We start from the raw sequence: 23,154 nt of genomic DNA on the forward strand, positions 1-23,154 counted from the left end.
GCGGCGGCCTGACCGTCACGGCGGACAACTGGACCAACAGCAGCGTGATCCAGGCCGGGCGCCTGACGGTCAACGTCGGCACCTTCAACCAGACTGCCAGCGGGCAACTGCTGGCCTCGAGCGCCTTTGTAGGCACGGGCGGAAGCTGGACGAATGAGGGGGTGATTGCCAGTGATGGGACGCTGAGCATGAACCTGAGCGGGGGGTATGCGGGAGGTGGGCGTACTAGCAGTCTTGGTTCTCTTGACATCAGTGCTGCACAACTGAATCTGGCGAGTCAGGGGTATCTGACAGGTGGCGGTGTCAGCACAGTCAATATAGGTGGAGGACTGACTAACCTAGGGAGAGTGAGTGCTGTAGAACAACTGACGATTAATGCAGGTGAATTGAATAATTATGGAACATTGGCCAGTAATAATCGGTTGATTTTAAGTGCTGGATCAGTGCTCAACGATCGAGGCTTGATATTCAGTGGTTCCGATATGTCCCTGCTAGGTAGGGAGTTTGTTAATAGGTATGGCGATATTTACAGCATGGGGAGCTTGTATGTCGCTAAGGACCGCTCGGCAAATTGGGCGGATAGTCTGGAAAACGTTTCCGGAAATATAAAAAGTGATGGTGATATGTGGCTGAATGCAGCTTCTATCGAAAATAGAAAAGATTTTTTCAATGTTTCTTCTGTGCTTGTATCTGGTGCTATAGGGCTGAGGGAGTCATCGCCGGGTGCGGGGCATATGGTTCTACTTGAAAAATATCAGTCTACAGTAAAGGAGGACTCTCCTTCGTCTACTTTATCATCAGGTCGCAATTTGGATATTGCTGGTAATGCTCTTCTGAATTATGCATCTGTTATTTCTGCAGGTGGGGATATTAGTGCTGGCTTAATGAGCTTTACTAATGAAGGTGCTGCTTTGGGTGCCTATTCGATATTGAAATCATTTGAGCTTCCTTATAATAATAGATCTGGTTTCGTGTTGCCTTATTGGCGTTCAATAATGAGTTATAATTCTATACATGATCCGGAGTATAATGTTACTGTGGATAGGTCGGGAAGCCTAGGAAGTATTCGTTATTGGGATAGTCAATGGAATGAATCTGCCATACGGTTTGAATTTGGTATTTCTGCTAATAAAGATCCTCTATTTATCATTGGGTGGAAAAGATATCTGGGTGTGATAAGTGCAACTCAGGCTGGAGCTTTTGCTCCATCGCCAGCATATAATCCTTCTGCGCCATCGGCACTGCCGGAAGCTGTAGCAAGTGCTTCGTTTTATGATGCCCGAATTATCACTGAGCCGGGAACAGCCTCAGCTGCCAATGCTGTTGTTCAAGCGGGCGGCAGTGTGAGTATAAATGCTACTAAAAATCTTACCAATAGTGTTGTTCTTGAAGGGCAACTTGTTTCTAATGTAAATGGCAGGTCGTTTGAGACGACATTGCCTAGCGTATCTACAGCTACCGTTATAAACCTTAATCCACAGTTGCCCCCCGACTTGTCCCAACAACAAGTCAACCCACTTACTCTGCCAGGCTTCAGCCTGCCCTCCGGCCAGAACGGCCTGTTCCGTCTGAGTGCCCAGACCGGCAGTAACGTCGCCGCCACTCAAACCAGCACTGCGCCCCAAAACTGGACGCTTGGCAGTGCCAGCGTATCTGTCGCCCAACGCGAGCAAACCGTTTCCGATACCCAGGCCAGAACCCTTCAGTTCGGGACAGCCGGGCAGGTTTCGGCGGCCACTCGCCAACTGGCTGATGTGGTCCGCCAGAACTCGGGGCTGAGTGCCAACGCTTCCGCATTTGACTCCAGCGCCCCTGTCGATTCAGCAACCCGCCTGCAGCTCACTGGCCATAGCGCCGGGTCCACAGGTCTGACGCAGGTTGCCGACGTGACACAGGTTCAGGGCCAGAACGGTACCGTTCCCTTGCCCGGTCAAGGGGCGACAACTGTTCCCGTCATTACCCCTGTGGCTTCCAACAACACCACGGCCCAGAACGGCACAACCACGCCGACGGCTGTGCCGAGCACTCAGGTCGCCCGTGTCCAGGCCTTGCCTGGCACCGCCGCGCCTTCCAACCCGCATAAATACCTGATCGAAACCAACCCGGTCCTGACCGAACTGCGCCAGTTCATGAGCTCGGACTACCTGCTGGCCAATCTGGGTTACGACCCGGAAGCCAGTGCGAGACGTCTCGGTGATGGCCTGTACGAACAGCGTCTCGTCCAGCAAGCCGTCGTGGCCCGTACTGGTCAGGCGTTCTTGGCGGGGCAGACCTCCAACGAAGACCAGTTCAAGTACCTGATGAACAACGCCATCGCCAGCAAGGAGCAACTGAACCTGGCAGTGGGCGTATCGCTGAGTTCAAAACAAGTGGCTGCCCTGACTCACGACATCGTGTGGCTTGAAGAACATGAGGTGAATGGCGAAAAAGTCCTGGTACCTGTGCTGTACCTGGCCCAGGCCAACAACCGCCTTGGCCCGACTGGTGCGCTGATTGCCGGCAACGACGTCACGCTGATTGCAGGTGACGATCTCGATAACGTCGGTACATTGCGTGCGACCAATAACCTGTCGGCAACGGCAGGCAACAATCTGGTTAACGTTGGTCTGATCGAAGCGGGTAATCGCCTTGACCTGCTGGCAGGCAACGACCTGATCAACAAGGCCGGCGGCATCCTGTATGGCCGTGATGTAACACTGACTGCCACTCGTGGGGATGTCATCAACGAGCGGACAGTGACACGCGCTGTCGGCGCGGAGGGATATCAGGATTTTGCCGACAGCGCTGCCCGTGTTGAATCTGCAAACGATCTGACCATCAAGGCCGGGCGCGATGTAATGAGTATCGGTGGCACCCTGCAGGCCGGTCGCGATCTCAGCCTGATTGCCGGTCGTGACCTGAATATCGGCGCGACACAAATCGAAACAGCGAAGGTACAAGGCGCGAACACCCAGTCCAGCATCACGCAACTGGGCTCCAGCGTTAGTGTAGGCCGTGACCTGATGGCTCTGTCAGGCCGTGATATCAATGTTGTCGCCAGCGAAATCGACGTCAAACGCGATATCGCCATGGCCGCGACCGAGAACATGACCATCAGCTCGGCGGCAGACGAAACTCACTCCCTGTCCAGAAGCAAGAAACTCACCGTCCAGACCGACCATGTCAAACAAGTCTCCGCCGACCTGAATGCTGGCGGCAGCATTGCCCTGAACGCAGGCCAGGACCTGGCCGTCATCTCCAGCCGCATCACCGCAGGCGAAAACGCCAACCTCTCGGCAGGCGAAAACCTCAGCATCCTGGCCGCGCAGGACAGTGATTACTACCTCTACGACAAGAAGAGCAAAGGCAGTTGGGGCAAAAAGAAAACCAAGCGGGATGAAGTAACCGACATCCGCAATGTCGGCAGCGAAATCACCTCCGGCGGTGACCTGACGCTGGAGAGCGGTGGCGACCAGTTGTATCAGGTGGCCAAGCTTACCAGTGGCAATGATCTGACCATTGACAGCGGTGGCGGTATCACCTTTGAGGGGGTGAAGGACCTGCATGATGAGAGTCATACCAAGAGTAATAACGACGCCTTTTGGACCTCATCCAAAGGTAAAGGTAGGACTGATGAAACCTTACGTCAGACGCAGATGGTTGCCAAAGGCGAGCTGAGTATCAAGGCCGTCAATGGTTTGAAAATTGATATTAAGCATATTGATCAGCAAACCGTCAGTCAGACCATTGATGCCATGGTACAGGCCGACCCGCAACTGGCTTGGCTCAAGGATGCCGAGAAGCGCGGAGATGTGGATTGGCGGCAGGTGAAGGAAATCCATGAGTCCTTCAAGTACAGCAACTCAGGATTGGGCCCTGCTTCGCAGATCATCATTGCAATTGCCTTGGCCGCTGTCATGGGGCCAATGATGGCCAGTTTTTCCACGATGGCGCAGGCTGGTGCCATCAGTGTCGCGACAAAAGCAACCGTCAGTACGATTGACAACAGAGGTAACCTCGGGAAGGTTCTGAAAGATGTTACCTCAAAAGACAGCATTAAAGGGTACGCGGTGGCAGTCGCGACCGCAGGAGTGGCCAACGAGCTTGGCTACAACCCGGCCACCGCAAGTGTAAAAACTGCCGCTATAAAAACAGTTGCCGATGCAACGATTAAAACAGCGGTGTATGGCGGGAGCTTCACGGACAATCTGGTAAGCGCGGCAGCGGGTACGGCAGCTAGCATCGGCGGTGCCACAATTGCTGGACAAATCGGTGACTTGCCTCTTGCTGACGGTAGTATCGCCAAGATTCTTTTGCATGCTGGTTTGGGTGGCCTGTTAGCCGAAGCTATGGGCGGTGACTTCCGCGCAGGCGCTCTGGCCGGTGGGGCAAACGAAGTTCTGGTGGGTTTGTTGGGGGACAAACTCCTGCCCGCAAATCTCCTGCAGGGCACTGCTGAATATGACCGGGCCAAGGCCAATTTGTTGGCTTTGTCACAGATTGTTGGCGTGCTAGGTGCTGCTGCTAATAATTCAGATGTTGGTATTGCAGCAGCAGTGGCAGCGAATGCAACGCAGTACAATTATTTAAATCATGCTGAGAATGACGAGCGCTTTGAAGCTGTAAAGGGTTGTAAGGCTGGAGATCAAAAAGCTTGTGCGCGTAGAGATGAGCTTATTGAGTTGGATTTAAGTCGCGATAAAGAACTTTGGTCTGTTTGTAATGGGGCAGTATCAAGCCCTGCTTGTACTGCTGGACGAATAGAGGCCCAGATAGCGCGATATGATTTGTTGAGGAATATTAATACTCCCGAAGCACAAGGGCAGTTACGGCAGGCTCTGAGTGATCCAGAGTTATTGAATTTTACGATTCAGGGTGAATTACGCAGTATAAAGATACTTGATGATTTTTTTATGAGGGAAATCTCTACTAGCATTGCAAAAAGCATGCTATCTTTGGGGGCTGACTTGACTCCTGGTGTAGGAGATGCTAAGGCCTTTGCCGAAGCAAAAGACTCGCTAGATTATATGTTTGCAGCGATTGGCTTAGTGCCGGTAGTTGGGGATGCTATATCTCTAGGGGTTGCCAAGAGCCGACAATTACTTAAAGAAGGAAGGTTCCAGGAAGCCAGCGAGCTTCTTGAAACTTTGGCTAGGTATGTTACTGGTGTAAAGGATTCTGCCCGTGGCATCGTAACGATTTCGGATGAAATGAGGCTTGACCCCTATCATCCAGACTGGAAGAATTATACTGGAGGTGAGGCGCGTGCTGTTGGTGCGGATGTTGCCAAAGGAAGCCAAGGCGCAAAAGGAGAGTTGGGGAGAATTGAGCCACCCATTCCCAAAGTAGATATCACAAATGATTTTATGATGAGTGTGTCCAATGGGGGTACTACTCTTAGGTACGGCAATCCTGAGGGCGTAGCAGGATTGGTCGTAAATGTGGATAAAGCGGGAGTGCTGGGATTTGAGATTCGTGCAGCCCAGAATCATCCCTATTACGATGCATCAGGCACTGATATGTTCGCCAGCGCAATGCAACGCCTCGGCAATGAAGGTATCCAGGTCAATCAAATCCGTGGGGCTTGGGAGACGGGTACTGACAGCGTTAACACTGCTCAGTATCTGCAGAATATTGCTAATGGAATGTCAAAAGAAAATGCTGCTTTGAATACTTGGACAGGCCAAATATCCCAGAAATACGGATATACTAAGGTCGAAAAAATTGACACTATTGGCGGAATTACCTATGTCACTTTCGGAAAATAGACATTTGCTAGCGCAAATACTGGACGGAAAGTCGCCAAGCATTGTGTTGAATATGATGCTGGAGTTTGTTCCTGATTTAGATAAATACGCTTTGGCAGATGTTTTTTTGGAAGAGTTTGATCTTTTGGATAGCAGAATTCTTCCTGTAATATGGAAATGGAAGAGTGCCAAATCGATTAGGGGTATATCTGATCAACAATTTGATGAGGCGGTGCTTACGCAGATGAGATCTGCGGGTTATATGGTGTAATGATTGGGGGGAATCCCGAGTGTTTCTCTCGAGTCATATACCCAACGGGTGATGGACGTTCGAGCTGGATTGCCGTCTGGTTAGTGGCGAAGTGATAACGTAGCTGTCGCGAAAATAGATATCCTTGGAATACCTAACCGGATGGCCGCACACAACCAAGTCTCTGATATTGGTAAGGGGCTTATTGACTCTGGAGATGGGAGTTTTCCTAAACCCTACGGGACGGCAATGACTATGTATTTTAAATTTTTGGCAGGCAGGGGGGGGGGCTGGTTTGTGATGAGGTTGATAGTACGAAAGAATAGTTTTGTTGGTGCCGTTTTTGCTTTTATCGCTTTATTTTCGGTGATTTTAGGCGTGAGTGCTTTCTTTGGTATTATCGCGTCCATGCTTGTGTCGTTGGTATTTCAGACTGAGTCGGAGTATGTGTTTTTTTTTTGGTTGGTGCCCCAGTATCGATTATGCTGACTTTATATTGGATGGTTAAGTGGTGGGGTGCTATAAAGAGTTTTTTGTCTGGCCAGAGAGATTGGTAATGGTCTCGTTGTTGGTGGGTATTGATTTCAGGTTAAAATCTTGGGTTGTAGGATCAGTTTAATTGAATTTTGGTTTTAAATTATATTTTTTAATCTTCAAGGCTCTTTCCAATGCATATTTTGAAACCCCTGTCTCCCCTTGTTCTTGCAATTTTTCTATCAGCCTGCAACACCACCTCCTACGACAAAGCCACCATCTACTACGACCGAACACAATTCCCTTCCCAAATCGTCAAAGACGTCCCAGACCTGAACGCTCCAATCACCCAGCACGGACGCTGCTCGGTCATCGTCTCCACTCCCGGTTCCACCACTGGCCCGTATTACTTCTGCACCTACGCCCTGACCGCAACCGGGCTTTATGTGCAAGGCTGGGATGCCAAACAGATGAAGTACACGGAAATTGCCCGTGTCGATCTGGCTGCACTCAGGACGGTGTCGCTCTATTCGTTTCTCAAGAACAAACAGGTGCAGTTGACTGAAGAGCGACGCCAGCTTGCCTTGAGCGCCATGATTGATGAGGGCGGTTATATCGATGGTGAGGCCACTGTGCGTCTGTTTGATGCGATCAGAAGCAAGGGCGTGAAAGTGGTCGAGAACGACGGCGCAGTAAAACCTCCAGCGCCTGCCGGGCCTATCTATGTACCGTTGATTATTCCTCAGGTGAAACGGTAACGTTCCTTTCGCGAATGAATTCGCTCCTACCGGGGTTGGAGCAAATTTATTCGCGAAAGCTTAATCCAGGCAACAGATTTTCAGCGTCTGAGCAGATTGTCGCGGCCAAGGCCCCTCCCACGGATTGGACTTTTGCTCACTTACTGCATACATCCTATTTCCCCATCTTCTTCGAAGACAGCCCACCCGACGGATCAAAACACTGGCTGTTATAAAGCGGACTCTTGCACTGCGACACGGCAGTCGGTGGCGGTGGTCTGTCTCGCTGGTATTGCTTGTAACTTTCCGTCTCGTAGACAGTAACCTTCGCCCGCCCGCTGACTTTCAGAAATTCGGTGGCTTTGAGGTTGACCTTGTGGGCATGGTCTACGGGTTCGCCCTGGCGCAGCATCTTGGGCGGGCCTTGTCTTTGTAGGGAGCTGTTTACGTCGCCTTCAGCGCACGGGATGGATGCGAAGCTCACATGCCCTTCAGGTGAGGTGCATTTGAATATTTCGCTGTGGGCAGTGCCGTTGAAGCTCAGCGCTGCGGCTGCCAGCGCCAGTGAAGGCCATTTCATGAAGTCTCTCCGTTGAGGGCGCAAGGCTAGCATTTGCGTCTGGTTGCGGCTACCGCTGGTCTGTTGCGTCGCACTCCTGTGGGGTGTGGGTTTCTGACGTTCAGGTATCAGACTCAAACCGATCTGACTGGAGGTAGGCATGACAGGCGATAACTCGAAGACTGGCAACTCAGACGACCCGGATTTCAATACAGAATCCCCCGATGCCGAAGACCCGCAAATGGATCCTGTAAAGCCTGCAAAGACGCCGGCAAAGGAGAAGGGCACTCAGGATGATTACCCGCCTTACAATCCGGAAAAGTAAGGTCAATCACGCCCTTTTAGGCAGTGAAGCAGGTCGATGGGAGGCGGCTGTTCCATGGCATCGCCAGCAAGCTGCCTCCCACAAAAAGCGGGCTACTTATTTGCTTCCAGATACTCCAGCAGGTCTTCCATGCGCTGATCGTTACCCATCCACCAGAGTTTCATGCGGGTGCCGGGGACCATTTCGCTGGGGTCCTTGATGAAGGCGCTGAGCTTTTCGCGGGTCCAGATGATGCCGGAAGCCTGCATCTCGGGGGTGTACTTGTAGTCTGGGTATTGTGCGGCCTGGCGATCGATGATGCCGTTGAGAGGCGGGCCGAATGCGCTGCGCGCCGAGGGGCCGATCTTGTGGCAGCCGGAGCAGAGTCGGGTAAAGACCGCCTTGCCTGCTTCTGCATCGCCAGCAGCCTGGGCGGTTGTCTGGACCAGCAAGGCCAGTGTCAGTAGCACGATCTTTTTCATGTGCATCCCATGAACATTTTTCAAACGCCGAAAACCACGAAGCCCCTGAGATTCTGTGAATTCAGGGGCTTCGCGTTTTTCTAATTTGGCGGTGAAGGAGAGATTCGAACTCTCGATACAATTTCTTGTATACACACTTTCCAGGCGTGCTCCTTAAGCCACTCGGACACTTCACCGTATCTCTTCAGACTGTTGTGTCTGTCGAGGCGCGCTAATGTAGTCGAAACGTTTTCTGAACGCAAACTTTTTTTCAGAATTTTCATGCGGTTAAGCAAAAAGTGCAGCTTTCAGGTTCATCCCCGGCCTCCTTGCCTGGCGAGGGGACGATGAGGTGGATGTGTTACGGACCGGGTCAGGCGCTGAAGCCGCCGTCGATGGTCAGGCTGGCACCGGTGATATAGCCCGTCTCCGGGCCAGCAAGGTAGGCGACGAAACTGGCGATTTCTTCACTCTTGCCATAACGCGGGATGGCCATGAAACCCATGAGGCTTTCAGCGAATTCGCCATGGGCCGGGTTCATGTCGGTATCCACCGGGCCTGGCTGTACGTTATTGACGGTAATGCCCTGCGGGCCGAGATCACGGGCCAGGCCTTTGGTCAGGCCCACCAGTGCAGACTTGCTCATGGCATAAGGCGCACCGCCAGCGAAAGGCATGCGGTCGGCATTGGTGCTGCCGATATTGATGATGCGGCCACCTTCGCTCATATGGCGGGCCGCCTCCTGAGTGGCAATGAACACGCCGCGCACGTTGATGGCCAGGATTCTGTCGAAGTCTTCCAGGCTGAACTCATCCAGCGGGCCTACGGCCAGCACGCCCGCATTGTTGACCAGAATATCCAGGCCACCAAAGGTTTCGGCGGTGGTCTCTACGGCGTGGCGAATGGCGGTGGCATCGGCGCTGTCGGCACGAATGGCCAGTGCCTTGCCGCCGTTGGCGCCGATGCTGTCCTGCAAGTCGAGTGCATTGATCTCGGAATTGACGTAAGTGAAGGCAACGGCCGCGCCTTCCTTGGCCAGGCGTCTGACGATAGCGGCACCGATACCGCGTGAGCCGCCCTGAACGAGTGCGACTTTACCGGCGAGGCTTGCATGCTGAGTCATGATGTTCTCCTGATCCTGTGCAACGTGGGAGATAGGGTGGAGGTTTCAGCGTAGTCCCCGAACCCTCATCTTGCAGGAGCTATCGCATTATCGATTCTGCAAGAAAACCACATACCCCCTGAACCACTCGTTGTCTTGCAGATACCCCGGCGCCTGCCATTCGCCGCCCTGAATCAGGCCGATCTTGAACGGCAGGCCCAGGCGGTTCAGGCGTGGCAGGTAGGCGGCGTAGTCGGGGATGCTGTGGCGGCCCTGATAGGTTTGCACCACCACTTCGTCGATCACGCCTTTGAGGTCGCCGATGAAGCGGGCGTCGGCGTTGCTGCTCCAGTCCATGAGGCCGGTGATACTCAGGCGGTATTCGGGTGGCAGACGGCGGCGCAGGTCGCGCAGAAAGTCGACGTATTCATTCAGGTAGCGGGTGCGGGCATCGAAATCGATCTGGATGCCGACCAGGGTATTGCCTGTCTGTCTCCAGCGTTCGACCTGGCCAAGCAACTGGCGATAGACCGGCTCTGGCCAGCGCAGGGTATGGGCGCGATATACCACCCAGAGCTGTTCCTGAGGCAGTCGGGTTACGGCCATTCCCTGTGCGATGAAGTTGACCCGCTGTTGCGGGTCGCGGCGTGAGGTGCTGATCTGGCCTTGCAGCACGTACAGCGTCTTGGCTTTTGCCAGTACTGGCTGCGAGGTCACGCCGCCCCATAGCCAGAAAGCATCGTAATCCGAGGCATCCACCGCTGCCCAGGCATGCAGCGGGCCAAGCAGCCAGAGCAGCGTCAGAAAACGCCATAAACGCATCGCGATTTACCAGTAGTACTGCAGCGATTTGCTCCAGCGGGTATCGGCGAATTCGCCTTTCAATTGCTTGAACCAGGCCTTGCGTACAGCGGGTTCGACATCCTTGCCGTTACAACTGTTATAGCCCGAGGGCGCATAGCAGTTGATTGCACGAAACAGCGCGTAGGCTTTGTCGTCGCGTGGTGCCTTGGGGTTGGCGATGACCTGCTTGTAGCCTTCGAGTCGGGAGAAGGCCTCACCGGCAAACCCCGGCGCGGTACCGCCCAGGCTGTCGGCGTGACGCTTCTGGTCCAGCGGCATGCTGTCCAGCTGGTTGCGCAGCATGAACTCGCCCAGGCAGTTCAGGCCTTGCGGGCTCTTGCTGTCAGCCTGCAAGACCGCGGCTGTCTGGGCGATGTCCGGGCAGGTGTAGCCGGACTGGGCCTTGTCGCCTTGCCAGTGGAAGAGGGCAAGTTCGGGTCCCTTTTCATACACATAACCCAGGCTGTAACCCAGTTTCTCGTCGGGAAGCGTGGCTGGCAAACGTTTGAAGTCCTCGGCAAAGTCGGCATAGCGGCTGCGCAACAGGTCCTTGTAAAGCAGGACGAACAGCGCGGTATTGCGCTCGGTGGCGTCCGGGCCCTGGGTGGTCTGTTGGCGCAGTAGATCGGCATCGGCTACATGTCTGAGCAGGGTGTAACGTACCTGTTGCGACTGGATCGAAGAGTCCGCTGCGAAGACTCGGGATAATTGCTCGTCTCGCTCGTAACTCATGGCCAGAGCCAGTTCCAGTTGTTCGCGTTGCAGCGGCTGTTTGGCCAGCGGCAGCAGGTGCTCCCACAAGGCCTGTGCGGCTTTCCAGTCCTGGCGGGCTTGCAGTGCCAGGCCGCGCAGCATCTGCTGGCTGAAGCTCAGGTAGTCGAGCGTGGCCGGTGGTTCGCTCGGCAGCAGTGTCAGGGCTTTTGCCGGGTTATCTTCGACATAGAAGGCAAATGCAGCCTGCAAGTACTCATACAGGGCAGGCTGTTCGGCAAAGATCGGTTTCTGCGCTTGCAGGTCTGCTTCGGTCAGTTTCGGGGTCGACTTTTCCCGCATCCACATCAGGTCATTGATGGCCATCAGCAAAGGCGTCTGCACCGCCTGCCGGTTGACCGTCAGCAGCTTGGTATCCACCTCGCTCACCAGTTCATCCAGAGAAACGTTGCGTTGCGCATCGCTGGTTTGAGTCAGTTGCAGGGCGAAATCCCTGGCGAGTTTGTCGGAATCATTGGCCAGCCAGTGAACGCGCCTCAGCAAGCCTTGAGCCGAAGCGGCGTATTCGCCTTGAGGATAGGCTTGCAGATACCGCTCGAAGCCGCTTTCGGCCCGTTGCAGCGCAGCTTTGTCCAGTTGCTCGGCAGAGCGTTCGCCATATTCATTGAAAGCGTTTTGCTGGGCATCGTTCAACGCTGTGCGTGCGCTCATGTACAGCGCGGTCTGCTTGAGCCAGGGCTGCGGGCTTTCGGCAAGGGCAGCAAAGCCTGTCGATGCCTCGGCAAAACGGCCGCTGTAAAAGTCGCTGGCGGCTCGCAGATACGTGGCGAATGCCTTGCCGGTCGAGGACGGTAGATCTGCGGGGATCTTGCTGACCTGCTGGCTGGCGTCCCAGCCGCACACTGTCAGCAATTGCAGGCGGGCATTGGCCAGCGAGCGGCGTTCGCTGTCGTTCAACGCAGGGCTGGCGACCAACTGCTCGATAAAGGCCGTAGCGCTGGTTTGCGCATTGCTGCGGCAGCGGCTGCCTTCTCCTTGCAGGAACGCATCACCAGCGGTTTCGGTAACTTCGTGCTTGATACCCAGTTTTTCCAGCAATGGAATCAAGGCCGCGCTGACAGGCTGCTCCGGGGATTCAGCTTCGTCCCGGACTTTGATCGCGCCCAGACGATAAAGAGGGAAGGGCACCGGGCCATAACCCTGCGCCAGATCGTCGCTGTTCAGTGCGTGGGGTTGCAGCGCCAGCGCACCCTGATCGGCCAGCAGCAAGCGCAGATTGACCTGACTGTCGTTACCGGGGCTGAGGAAAGCCAGATTGCTGCAGACATCCAGACGCTCCTTGAGGATTGTCCAGTTCGGGTAGCAGGAATCATCGCCGCTGGCTTGAACCTGAGTGCAAAAAACAGAGCCGACAGCAAGGGCCAGAGCAGTCAACAGCCGGGTGCGCATGGGGTGTCCTTGATCCATGGGAGTGAACGCTGGCAATCATACAGTCTGCACAGGCCAATTAATCCTCTCCTACAGCATCCGCTTGAGCGTATTGTCCTTGCGCACGAAGTGATGCCAGATCGCAGCTGTCGCATGCAGCCCGATCACGTAATAAAAGATCGAGGCCAGCAACTTGTGCAGGTCCTCGAACTGCTCGGCTACACGGCCCGAAGTAGGGAATGGCCAGGGGATCAGCACATCTGTCAGCGGGATCGGCAACGCGCCTTTTTCAACCACGACCGTGAGTAGACCGAGCACAGGCTGGGCGAACAGGAATGCATACAGGGCGTAGTGCGACACGGTTGCCGCGAGGCGCAGCACGCCTTCAAGCGGCGGGATAATACCCGGTGGTCGATGGCGACGGCGTTCTGCAACGCGAAAGAATGCCAGGGCCAATATCGCGATGCCAACCCAGAAATGGCTCTGGACGACGAATACTCGGTATTCCGATCCCTTACCGAACTGGGTACGGCTGAGAATCAAGGCATAAGCCAGCACGATCAGGACGGCCATGGCCCAATGCAGCCATTTGGCCCGGTAGGTATAGCTTTCAGAAGACGGTGAATCCACTGCCGGTATCCTTGTCATGTTGTCTCAAGGCTGATCTTGAATAGCTTAGGCGGTTTCAGAAAGCCTGCTTCAGACACTGTTTCGGCTAGTTGTGCATTAAGTAAACCTCATGCCTTGAAAGCATGGGAGAGGTCCATGTTCGATTGCGTCTTTGGCAGATAGTTGAATCTGCGGCTGCCTGTTCGACAAACGACGGAACCTGTGCATTCGTCCGGCTTCATATGACTTGAATGTCGTGAAGGAGCGAGCCTTGACCAGTGCCAGTCCCAGTCCCCCCTTGGGCAACATAACGCCGGTATCAGCGAACATTTCATTGAATGTGCTGACCATGAACATGCATATGGGTTTCGGCATCTTCAACCGCCGTTTCATTCTGCCGGAGCTGCGTGAGGCGGTGCGCACTGTGTCCGCCGATATCGTGTTCCTGCAGGAAGTCCATGGCGAACACAACAGTCATGCCCGGCGCATCAAGGACTGGCCGACGATTTCGCAGTACGAGTTTCTTGCCGACAGCATGTGGAAGGACTTTGCCTACGGGCGCAACGCGGTGTACCCGGAAGGGCATCACGGTAATGCGTTGCTGTCCAAATACCCCATCGTTCAGCACGAAAACCTAGATATCTCCATTCACGGTACTGAAGAGCGCGGGTTGCTGCACTGCATTCTTGAAGTCCCGCATTACGGGCAGGTTCATGCGGTCTGTGTGCATCTGGGGCTGTTCGAGAGCCATCGGCGGCAACAGCTCAAGCTTTTGGCCGAGTTGATGGAGCGTCTGCCGGCCGGTGTGCCGGTGATCGTTGCCGGCGATTTCAACGATTGGCGCTTGCGTGCCGATGCGTTGCTTGAAGGCACAGGGCTGCATGAAGTCTTTGTCGAGCGTTTTGGCGCGCCGGCCAAGAGCTTTCCAGCCCGCTGGCCGCTGTTGAGGCTGGATCGGATTTATGTACGCAACGCGACGAGCCACAGGCCCAAAGTGCTGTCCAACCGGCCGTGGTCCCATCTTTCCGATCATGCACCCTTGGCGGTGGAGGTGACCTTATGAACAACGATGCCAGGGAGCAGCGAGGGCAGTGGCGCGACGGTAATTGTGTCGAGTTGCTGATCAACGGGGAGGATTTCTTTTCCCGTGTTTTCGAGTGTATCCGTGCGGCTCGCAAGGAAGTGCTGGTCGAGACGTTCATCATTTTCGAGGACCGTATCGGCAAGGGCTTGCAGCAGGCCTTGATCGAAGCCGCGGGCAATGGTGCGCGGGTGGTGGTCACGGTGGACGACTACGGCACTTCGGATTTGAGTTCCGAATTCGTCAAAACCATGATCGATGCCGGCATCCAGATCCAGTTGTTCGACCCGCGTCCGCGCTTCATGGGCATGCGTACCAATCTGTTCCGGCGCCTGCACCGCAAGGTGGTGGTGATCGACGGTGAACTGGGGTTCATCGGTGGCATCAACTACAGCGTCGACCACATGACCGACACAGGGCTTACGGCCAAACAGGACTACGCCGTATTGGTGCGTGGCCCGATTCTCGCCGATATCCATCGCAGCGCGCTGCACATGCTCAACCCGGTGGTCCGTGCCACCTTGAAACCCATTCCCCTGAAGCTGAAATACGCTGGCAGTGCGCGGATGCTGCTGGCCGAACGTGACAACAGTAATCACACCACCGATATCGAGGAGCAATACCTCAAGGCCATTCGGAGTGCGACCCAGCGAATCACCATTGCCAATGCCTACTTTTTCCCCAGCTATCGCTTTCTGCGAGAGCTGCGCAATGCATCGCGGCGCGGGGTAAAGGTCACGCTGATTCTGCAAGGGCAACCGGACATGCCGTTCGTGCGTGTCTGTTCACGGCTGACTTACACCTATCTGCTGCGCGATGGCGTCGTGATCCATGAATACAAACAGCGGGCGCTGCATGGCAAGGTCGCGCTGATCGACCGCGAATGGTCCACCATCGGCTCCAGTAATCTGGACCCCTTGAGCCTGGCGCTGAATCTGGAAGCCAATCTGTTCATTCGTGACCCGGCCCTCAATCAACATCTGCATGAGCATCTGCGCGAACTGGCTGCCGAGCACAGCACCCAGATCAACCTCAAGGGCGCGGCACGTGGCCAGTGGTGGCGTGCGCCAATGATTTTTCTGTGTTTTCACTTTCTGCGGCACTTTCCGGCCATCGCCGGGTTGTTCCCCGTCCATGGTGTGCGCCTCAAGCCCTTGAGGGCTGGGGATGTAATGCCAGAGGCGCGGGTCATCGAGCAGCAGGTCAGCCAGGATTTGCCGGACAGGGAGCAATCGTCATGACACAGGTCGCCTATGCATCATCGAGCAGCAGTCACGGAACCCGATGGAAGTGGGCCAAGCGTGGCTTGAATCTGTTTTTCTTCATTGCGGTGCCGGTGTTGTTGTTCATGCTGGTCAAGAACCTCGACTGGCAGGAAGTCAGCCATGCCTTGCAATCCTACAAGGCCAGCACCCTGAGTATTGCGGTACTGGTGGCGCTGGCCAGTTACCTGACGTATTGCGGGTTCGACATTCTGGCGCGTTATTACACGGGCCATAAACTGTCGATCCAGCAGGTCGTCCCGGTGACCTTCGTCTGCTATGCCTTCAACCTCAACCTGAGTTCCTGGGTCGGCGGAATTGCCCTGCGCTATCGCCTTTACTCGCGTCTTGGGCTGGATGTGCCGACCATTACCCGGATTCTGAGCTTCAGCCTGATTACCAACTGGCTGGGTTATATGCTGCTGGCGGGGTTCGTGTTCTCGATGGGGTTTCCGAAACTGCCCAAGGCCTGGGAGGTTGGCACGGTTTCCTTGCAGTTGATCGGTGTGGGCTTGCTGGTGCTGTGCTTTGCCTATCTGCTGGCGTGCCGCTTTTCCAGGCGGCGTTCCTGGAACCTGCGTGGCCAGGAAATCGTCCTGCCTTCACTCCGGCAGGCCTTGATGCAAGCCTGTCTCGGAGCATTGAACTGGTCGTTGATGGCGATGGTGATTTACACCTTGCTACCGGACAATGCGTTCTATCCGGCGATTCTGGGTGTGCTGCTGATCAGCAGCATTGCTGGCGTCATCACGCATATTCCGGCAGGGCTCGGGGTGCTGGAAACCGTGTTCATCACTTTACTGGCCCAGGAATTCTCCAAGGGCAGCCTGCTGGCCGGTCTGATCGGCTACCGGGCCATTTACTTCCTGTTGCCCTTGCTGATTGCGTTGCTGGTCTATGGGGTGCTGGAGAAAAAGGCCAAGAAGCTCAGCGCAAAGAATCAAGCGCGGATGTGAAAGCACATTGTCATGACGTGGGAGGGGCCTTGGCCGCGACGAAGCGCCTGATGAAACTTGTCGCGGCCAAGGCCCCCTCGCATGGTTTTGAAGTAGCGGCTGTCTATCAGTGTCCCATATCTTGGCGCGCAAACATCTTGACCGCATCGACCGCATTGCTGGTGCCTTCGCTGATCTGGACGATCACCGAGCCTGCCTGATCTGCCAGGTCGACACCCTTGACGGCGTTGTTGCGGGTGTTGTCCATGCTGTCGATGGCCTGGCGGGTTTCGTTCTGGATCACGCCGATCATCTCCGAGATTTCGGCTGTGGAGCGGCTGGTGCGTCCTGCCAGTTGGCGAACCTCATCGGCCACCACCGCAAAACCACGACCCTGATCGCCCGCACGAGCCGCTTCGATTGCAGCGTTCAGTGCCAGCAGATTGGTCTGTTCGGCAATGCTGCGGATGGTGTTGACGATGGTGGTGATCTGCTCTGAGCGTTCGCCCAGTTGCGTGATGATGCGCGACGAGTCCTCGATGTTCACCGAGATCTGGCGCATTTCGGTAGCGGCCTGCTGAATCACCTGGGTTCCCTGCTCGGTGACTTTCTGGGTCTGTACCGATATGTGATAGGCCTGTGCTGCGCTGTTGGCATCACGTTCATACTGCTCGACCCGTGAGGTGATGTCCGAGGCGAACTTGATGATCTTCCAGAGCTTCCCGTCGGTGTCGTAAACCGGGTTGTAACTGGCCTCCAGCCAAAGAACATGACCGTGGCGGTTGACGCGCTTGAATTGTCCGCTGAAAAACTCGCCTTTGTTAAGGCGCTTCCAGAAGTCGACATATTCGCTGCTGCTACTGATTTCCTGAGGGCACAACAGGCGGTGATTCTTGCCGATCAGTTCTTTCTCGCTGTAGCCCATCAGGTTGGTCAGGTTGCTGTTGGCGCACAGAATCCGGCCTTCCAGATCGAATTCGATCACGGCCATGGCGCGATCAAGGGCCTGAAGCTTGTTTTTCGCCTCGCTGTCCGCCTGGACCTTGGCCGTGATATCCATCGCGTACTTGACGATTTTCACTGTCTTGCCTGACTCGTCCTTGACAGGGTTATAACTGGCTTCCAGCCATACGGTCTGACCATTACCTGCTACCCGACGGAAAGTTGCGGATACAAATTCTCCGGCGCGCAGGCGTGACCACAACTGACTGTATTCCGCACTGCGCGCGTATTCGGGCAGGCAGAATATCCGGTGCTCTTTACCTACGACATCTTCGCGTCGGTAATGCATGGTTTTCAGGAAGTTGTCATTGGCACTGAGCACGATGCCATTCAGGTCGAATTCGATGGTTGCCATAGAGCGATCAATTGCTTTTAACAGCCAGGCTTGTTGCTCAATAGTCTGTTGGAGGGAGATCAGTTCTTTTTTGTTTGAGTTAAATAGCATGGTGGCTTGGCTCAGGAGGAAGTTGCAATGAAGTTTCCTGTCCTTCGGCCTTTGGTGCGTAGGGCACTCGTGCGTATCCTTCTGCGATGATGGCACTATAGGTGGCACTTCGGGGGGTTGTACAACGGATTATGAAAAAAACGTCCAGATGATAATGATGTTCAACTTTGTAGCTAATACGAGCATTGTTTTGTGTTGGATCACTGAAAAGTTTTATTCAAATGAATGTATTCATGTTTTTGACGCCAATCAAATAACTGGCAGCCTCTCTAATAAAGGCTGCGCCCTGAAATATTGCCTCAGTCCTCGAAACCTGCCTGTTCATGAATTTCGTCCACCTTCAATTCCAGGCGATAGGCCACGGCGATAAACAGCGCCTGGCACAGGCAGAGTGTGGCGCTCAACGAGCGGAAGGCGAACGAGCTGCCTTCATTGACCAACAGCACCGAATTGGCCCGCTTGGCCAAAGGTGAGAGGTTGCTGTCAGTGATGATCAGCGTCTTGGCCTGATTGTGCTGGGCGATACGCAGGCAATGCTGGGTTTCCTTGCCGTAGGGCGTGAAGCTGATGGCGATGACCAGATCATTGGCGCGCACGCTGCGCATCTGTTCCCGGTAACTGCCGCCCAGCCCCGAGATCAGGTGAATGCGCTTGTTGGTGTGTTGCAGGTTGTAGACCAGATAATCGGCCACGGCGAACGAGCGTCGCACGCCTACCACGTAGATATTGTCGGCGTTGACCACCAGATCCACGGCCTTCTCGAATTCGTCGTCGTCCAGGTCCGCGCCCAGGCGCTCCAGGCCCGACAGGGTGGCATTCACACATTCACGGGCCAGATCGCCGCCGCGGGCTTTCTGCGACTTGTTGGCAATCATGTTGCGAATGCGTTGCTGGTAATTCTGTACCGGCGTGGTCTTGTGGGTGTAAGCCTCGCGGAACAGCGCCTGCATTTCGCTGAAGCCGCTGAAGCCGAAGCGCTGCGAGAAGCGCACGATGGCTGAAGGATGAACCTCACATTCACGGGCGATATCGCTGATGCGATCGACCATGATCCTGTCGCTCTGCTGGCTCATGTAGCTGGCAATACGTTTGAGCTGACGTGGCAGGCTGTCATATTCATTGGTGATCAGCCGCAGCAGACCTTCGGCACTGGTCGGTGGCGTATCGAGGCCTGTGTCGGGCAGGGAAGGCTGCTCGGTGCTGTTCATATTTCAATCCTTTTTGCTTGTTCTTTAGGGCGCCAGGCGTTGTACGAAAATTGCCGAGTGTCGTTGATTGCGCATTGATCTGGCTGCTTTCGTACAGAGCCTTGAACTATATCTCACCTGCTTGCCAAGTGTGCCAGCACTCCATGCATCCCGTCTTGGAAAAAATATTCCACTTTAAAAAATTATAGAATAATTATTGATTGATGCTGCCGGACGTTTTACGCTCTGTCTCACCAAAGGCATTTCACGCACCGGCTGCGTGACATGCAGGCTGATAAAAATAACAGGAGCCACCATGGGCCAGACTCGCTTTGTCAGTGGGCGTCAGTTGGATCTGATCTGCCTCGGACGCCTTGGCGTCGATCTCTACGCGCAGCAGGTTGGAGCGCGGCTGGAAGATGTCTCAAGCTTTGCCAAGTACCTGGGTGGTTCGTCGGCGAACATCGCCTTCGGCACGGCCCGTCTGGGTCTTAAGTCGGCCATGCTAAGCCGCGTTGGCGATGATCACATGGGGCGTTTTCTCGTTGAAGCACTGGCTCGTGAAGGTTGTGATGTCAGCGCGATCAAGCGTGATCCCGAGCGCCTGACGGCCATGGTGCTGCTGGGCCTGAAAGATCGTGAAACATTTCCGTTGGTGTTCTATCGCGAAAACTGCGCCGACATGGCCCTTCGCGCCGAGGATATCGACGAAGCACAGATTGCCTCCAGCAAGGCTCTGCTGATTACAGGCACGCATTTCTCGACTGAACAAGTCTTCAAGGCTAGCAGCCAGGCGCTGGATTACGCTGAAAAGCACAACGTCAAACGAGTTCTGGATATCGACTACCGGCCTGTCTTGTGGGGTTTGGCTGGCAAGGCCGATGGCGAAACCCGTTTTGTTGCCAACCAGCACGTCAGCCAGCATGTGCAGCGCATCCTGCCGCGTTTTGACCTGATCGTCGGCACGGAAGAAGAGTTTCTTATCGCGGGCGGAACCCAGGACCTGCTCGGTGCATTGCGGGTGGTGCGTGAGCTGACCGCTGCAACCCTGGTGGTCAAGCTCGGGCCGCAAGGCTGCACCGTGATTCACGGTGCTATCCCGGCCCGGCTCGAAGACGGCGCCATTTACCCTGGCGTTCGGGTCGAAGTGCTCAATGTGCTGGGGGCTGGAGACGCCTTCATGTCCGGCTACCTCAGTGGCTGGCTCAAGGACGCCAGCGACGAGCGTTGCTGCCAGTTGGCCAATGCCTGTGGCGGACTGGTGGTTTCGCGTCATGCCTGCGCTCCGGCCATGCCGACACCGGCGGAGCTGGATTACCTGTTCAACAGCCCGGTGCCGATCACCCGGCCGGATCGCGACGTTGCTCTGCAACGCCTGCATCAGGTCAGTGTGCCGCGCAAACAATGGAAGCAGCTCTTCATCTTTGCCTTCGATCATCGCGGGCAACTGGTGGAGCTTGCCCAGCAGGCCGGCCGCGATCCCGGCAGCATCAGTCAGCTCAAACAGCTCTTTATAACCGCTGTCGATCGTGTCGAAGCCGACCTGCGCAAGCGTGGTATCGACGCTGATGTCGGCCTGCTTGCCGACCAGCGATTCGGTCAGGACTCCCTCAATGCTGCCACCGGTCGCGACTGGTGGGTTGCCCGACCAGTGGAGGTGCAGGGTTCCAGGCCGTTGGCGTTCGAGCATGGCCGTTCCATTGGCAGCAATCTGCTGAGCTGGCCTCAGGAGCAGATCATCAAGTGTCTGGTTCAGTATCACCCTGACGATGAGCCGCTTCTGCGCCTGGAGCAGGAAGCCCAGATCAAGGGGCTGTACGAAGCGTCGCAAGTCAGTGGTCATGAGTTGCTGCTGGAAATCATCCCGCCCAAGGACCACCCGTCGACTCATCCGGATGTGATGTACCGCGCCCTGAAGCGTTTGTACAACCTGGGCATCTATCCTGCGTGGTGGAAGATCGAAGCGCAGAGTGCCGAAGTCTGGCAGCAACTGGATGCCTTGATTCAGGAACGTGACCCGTATTGCCGTGGCGTGGTGCTGCTGGGGCTCAATGCTCCGGTCGAACAGCTTGCCGTCGGTTTTGCCCAGGCGCGTCGCAGCACGACCTGCAAGGGATTTGCCGTTGGCCGGACGATTTTCAGAGAGCCGAGTCGTGCCTGGATGAACGGTGAAATCGACGACGCGACCCTGATAAATCAGGTGCAGGGTACGTTTATCTGGTTGATCGAGTCCTGGCGCGAAGCCCGCGCCTGACCCCATCGTCATTGACGCAGTGATAACAACAAGAAAAGGTGCAGCCATGTCTGTTTCCGCATCCAATATCCGCATCGGCATCAATCCGATTTCCTGGAGCAACGACGATTTGCCGGCGCTGGGCGGCGAAACGCCGTTGAGCACGGCCTTGAGCGAGGGCAAGGAGATCGGCTACGAAGGTTTCGAACTCAACGGCAAGTTTCCCAAGGACGCCAAGGGCGTGGGCGATGTGTTGCGCCCTTACGGTCTGGCGCTGGTGTCAGGCTGGTATTCCAGTCGTCTGGCGCGGCGCTCGGTGGCCGAGGAAATCGAAGCCATTACCTCCCATGTACAACTGCTGTCGCAAAACGGTGCTTCGGTGCTGGTGTATGGTGAAGTTGCCGATTCCATTCAGGGGCAGCGTATTCCCCTTGTCGAACGCCCTCGCTTTCACACTGATGCGGCCTGGCGCGAGTATGCCGACAAACTCACGGAGCTGGCGCGCTTCACGCTTTCCCAGGGTGTGCGTCTGGCTTATCACCATCACATGGGCGCCTACGTCGAGTCGCCTCAGGACATTGATCGCCTGATGGCATTGACCGGCCCTGAAGTTGGCCTGCTGTTCGATTCGGGCCATTGCTACATGGGCGGCGGCGAGCCTTTGCAGGTGCTGAGCAAACATATCGACCGCGTCTGTCATGTTCACTTCAAGGATGTACGCAAGCCGGTTGTGCAACTGGCGCGCAACAATCTCTGGAGTTTCCCGGACTGCATCGTCAACGGCACCTTTACTGTGCCTGGCGATGGCGACATCGATTTCTCGGCGCTGCTCAAGGTATTGCTGCAAGCCGATTACAACGGCTGGTTGGTCGTTGAAGCCGAGCAGGACCCTGCTGTTGCCCCCAGTTATGTCTACGCCAAAAAAGGCTATGACACGCTGCGCCAACTGTTGGTGGATGCTCGATAACGGAGGATTGGACAATGAATCTGTTGACTAAAAGCAAGGCCCAGGGACGCGACATCGTCGAATTGCAGGACGGTGCGCTGGAGTATGTAGGCTTCGCCGCTTACCGTCTGGAAACCGGTGAGCGCCTGTCCCTCAATGCCGAAGACAATGAGCTGTGTGTGGTGTTGCTCACCGGGCACGCAAGTGTGAGCGGTGAGGCATTGGGGCAGGGCGCTTTCAGTTGGGAAAACATTGGCGACCGGCACTCGGTCTTTGAAGAGAAGTCGCCTTTCGCCGTGTACCTGCCACCCCACAGTCAGGCACATTTCACCGCACTGGGGCCTGCGCAACTGGCGGTCTGCAAGGCGCCCGGTGACAGCTCCAGGCGAAGCTCGGCGCGCCTTATCACGCCGGACAGCATGAAACGCAGCGTTCGCGGCAAGGGTGCCAATACCCGTTATGTCTGCGACATCCTGCCGGATACGGAACAGGCCCATTCGCTTCTGGTGGTTGAAGTGCGCACGCCGTCCGGGCACTCCTCCAGCTATCCGCCTCACAAGCACGACATGGATAACCTGCCCCACGAGAGCTATCTCGAAGAAACCTATTACCACCTGGTCAACCCGCCTCAGGGTTTCGTCTTCCAGCGGGTGTACACCGACGATCGCAGCATCGATCAGGCCATGGCCGTGGAAAACAACGATCTGGTGACCGTGCCCAAAGGCTATCACCCGGTCAGCGTGCCGTACGGTTACGAGTCGTATTACCTGAACGTGATGGCAGGCCCGACGCGCGCCTGGCATTTCAATAACGACCCGCAGCACAGCTGGTTGCTGGATCTTTAAACCACTTTCGATTT

Annotated in this window: 18 protein-coding genes, 1 tRNA gene and 2 pseudogenes; 11 read left to right on the forward strand and 10 right to left on the reverse strand. The window is 55.5% G+C overall.

The features are described from left to right. Window positions 1-44: 44 nt before the first annotated feature. The 4 genes and pseudogenes from ACODS3_RS23405 to ACODS3_RS23420 form a co-directional block, all read left to right on the forward strand. A pseudogene (locus tag ACODS3_RS23405) lies at window positions 45-5,747 on the forward strand (DUF637 domain-containing protein); the annotation flags it as partial. Next, window positions 5,728-5,997 carry a hypothetical protein gene (locus ACODS3_RS23410; RefSeq protein ID WP_489036507.1) on the forward strand — a complete coding sequence of 90 codons (270 nt, stop codon included), beginning with the start codon at window positions 5,728-5,730 and terminating at the stop codon, window positions 5,995-5,997. The pseudogene ACODS3_RS23405 and the gene ACODS3_RS23410, both read left to right, overlap by 20 nt. 141 nt (window positions 5,998-6,138) lie before the next feature. Further along, window positions 6,139-6,465, forward strand: a complete 327-nt coding sequence (locus tag ACODS3_RS23415) for a hypothetical protein (protein ID WP_489036509.1) — start codon at window positions 6,139-6,141, stop codon at window positions 6,463-6,465. 179 nt (window positions 6,466-6,644) lie between these two features. Beyond that, entirely contained in the window at window positions 6,645-7,208 is a 564-nt protein-coding gene (locus ACODS3_RS23420) for a hypothetical protein (RefSeq protein ID WP_489036511.1), read from the forward strand. 154 nt (window positions 7,209-7,362) lie between these two features. On the opposite strand, the gene ACODS3_RS23425 is transcribed toward ACODS3_RS23420, so the two are convergent. Beyond that, window positions 7,363-7,767 (reverse strand): DUF4124 domain-containing protein, encoded by a 405-nt coding sequence (locus ACODS3_RS23425; RefSeq protein ID WP_489036512.1) that lies wholly within the window; start codon window positions 7,765-7,767, stop codon window positions 7,363-7,365. Window positions 7,768-7,906: 139 nt separating this feature from the next. Here ACODS3_RS23425 and ACODS3_RS23430 point away from each other — a divergent pair, with 139 nt between their 5' ends. Next, a complete protein-coding gene (locus ACODS3_RS23430; RefSeq protein ID WP_038399780.1) occupies window positions 7,907-8,071 on the forward strand; it encodes a DUF6021 family protein in 165 nt (54 codons plus the stop codon). Between the two features lie 92 nt (window positions 8,072-8,163). Here ACODS3_RS23430 and ACODS3_RS23435 read toward each other — a convergent pair whose 3' ends face one another. From ACODS3_RS23435 to ACODS3_RS23460, 6 genes are all read right to left on the reverse strand, one after another. Further along, the gene (locus tag ACODS3_RS23435; RefSeq protein WP_489036515.1) at window positions 8,164-8,532 is read right to left on the reverse strand and encodes a c-type cytochrome; all 369 of its coding nucleotides are present in this window, start codon (window positions 8,530-8,532) and stop codon (window positions 8,164-8,166) included. Window positions 8,533-8,618: 86 nt separating this feature from the next. Continuing rightward, a tRNA-Ser gene (locus ACODS3_RS23440) sits at window positions 8,619-8,708 on the reverse strand. 176 nt (window positions 8,709-8,884) lie between these two features. Beyond that, complete coding sequence (locus ACODS3_RS23445; RefSeq protein WP_025259394.1) at window positions 8,885-9,634, reverse strand: 3-oxoacyl-ACP reductase family protein; 750 nt, start codon at window positions 9,632-9,634, stop codon at window positions 8,885-8,887. An 87-nt stretch (window positions 9,635-9,721) separates the two neighbouring features. Further along, window positions 9,722-10,435, reverse strand: coding sequence for a DUF3142 domain-containing protein (locus ACODS3_RS23450; RefSeq protein ID WP_489036517.1), 714 nt, complete (start codon window positions 10,433-10,435; stop codon window positions 9,722-9,724). Between the two features lie 6 nt (window positions 10,436-10,441). Beyond that, a complete protein-coding gene (locus tag ACODS3_RS23455; protein ID WP_489036519.1) occupies window positions 10,442-12,616 on the reverse strand; it encodes a PA5441 family protein in 2,175 nt (724 codons plus the stop codon). Between the two features lie 69 nt (window positions 12,617-12,685). Next, window positions 12,686-13,225 (reverse strand): cytochrome b, encoded by a 540-nt coding sequence (locus ACODS3_RS23460; RefSeq protein ID WP_489036520.1) that lies wholly within the window; start codon window positions 13,223-13,225, stop codon window positions 12,686-12,688. A 340-nt stretch (window positions 13,226-13,565) separates the two neighbouring features. Between ACODS3_RS23460 and ACODS3_RS23465 the strand changes: the two genes are divergently transcribed. The 3 genes from ACODS3_RS23465 to ACODS3_RS23475 are packed head-to-tail and all read left to right on the forward strand — an operon-like array spanning window position 13,566 to window position 16,503. Beyond that, window positions 13,566-14,267 carry an endonuclease/exonuclease/phosphatase family protein gene (locus ACODS3_RS23465; RefSeq protein WP_404940692.1) on the forward strand — a complete coding sequence of 234 codons (702 nt, stop codon included), beginning with the start codon at window positions 13,566-13,568 and terminating at the stop codon, window positions 14,265-14,267. After that, window positions 14,264-15,526, forward strand: a complete 1,263-nt coding sequence (clsB, locus tag ACODS3_RS23470) for a cardiolipin synthase ClsB (protein ID WP_489036522.1) — start codon at window positions 14,264-14,266, stop codon at window positions 15,524-15,526. The genes ACODS3_RS23465 and clsB overlap by 4 nt, the downstream gene beginning before the upstream one ends. Then, window positions 15,523-16,503 carry a lysylphosphatidylglycerol synthase domain-containing protein gene (locus ACODS3_RS23475; RefSeq protein ID WP_489036524.1) on the forward strand — a complete coding sequence of 327 codons (981 nt, stop codon included), beginning with the start codon at window positions 15,523-15,525 and terminating at the stop codon, window positions 16,501-16,503. The genes clsB and ACODS3_RS23475 overlap by 4 nt, the downstream gene beginning before the upstream one ends. A 106-nt stretch (window positions 16,504-16,609) precedes the next feature. Here ACODS3_RS23475 and ACODS3_RS23480 read toward each other — a convergent pair whose 3' ends face one another. From ACODS3_RS23480 to ACODS3_RS23490, 3 genes and pseudogenes are all read right to left on the reverse strand, one after another. Beyond that, window positions 16,610-17,068, reverse strand: a complete 459-nt coding sequence (locus ACODS3_RS23480) for a methyl-accepting chemotaxis protein (protein ID WP_489036569.1) — start codon at window positions 17,066-17,068, stop codon at window positions 16,610-16,612. Window positions 17,069-17,155: 87 nt separating this feature from the next. Next, window positions 17,156-17,929: pseudogene (locus tag ACODS3_RS23485) on the reverse strand (PAS domain-containing protein); the annotation flags it as partial. Between the two features lie 299 nt (window positions 17,930-18,228). Then, a complete protein-coding gene (locus ACODS3_RS23490; RefSeq protein ID WP_201006716.1) occupies window positions 18,229-19,137 on the reverse strand; it encodes a MurR/RpiR family transcriptional regulator in 909 nt (302 codons plus the stop codon). 295 nt (window positions 19,138-19,432) lie between these two features. Between ACODS3_RS23490 and ACODS3_RS23495 the strand changes: the two genes are divergently transcribed. From ACODS3_RS23495 to iolB, 3 genes are read left to right on the forward strand one after another with little or no spacing between them, the layout of a single operon-like run. Then, a complete protein-coding gene (locus ACODS3_RS23495) occupies window positions 19,433-21,370 on the forward strand; it encodes a bifunctional 5-dehydro-2-deoxygluconokinase/5-dehydro-2-deoxyphosphogluconate aldolase (RefSeq protein ID WP_201020492.1) in 1,938 nt (645 codons plus the stop codon). 46 nt (window positions 21,371-21,416) lie between these two features. Beyond that, window positions 21,417-22,316: a myo-inosose-2 dehydratase gene (iolE, locus tag ACODS3_RS23500; protein ID WP_201020491.1), complete on the forward strand. Its 900-nt coding sequence runs from the start codon at window positions 21,417-21,419 to the stop codon at window positions 22,314-22,316. 14 nt (window positions 22,317-22,330) lie between these two features. Continuing rightward, on the forward strand, window positions 22,331-23,140 hold the full coding sequence (gene iolB, locus ACODS3_RS23505; RefSeq protein ID WP_201020490.1) for a 5-deoxy-glucuronate isomerase: 810 nt from the start codon (window positions 22,331-22,333) through the stop codon (window positions 23,138-23,140). Window positions 23,141-23,154: the final 14 nt, after the last annotated feature.

Source organism: Pseudomonas sp. FG43 (assembly GCF_057809175.1).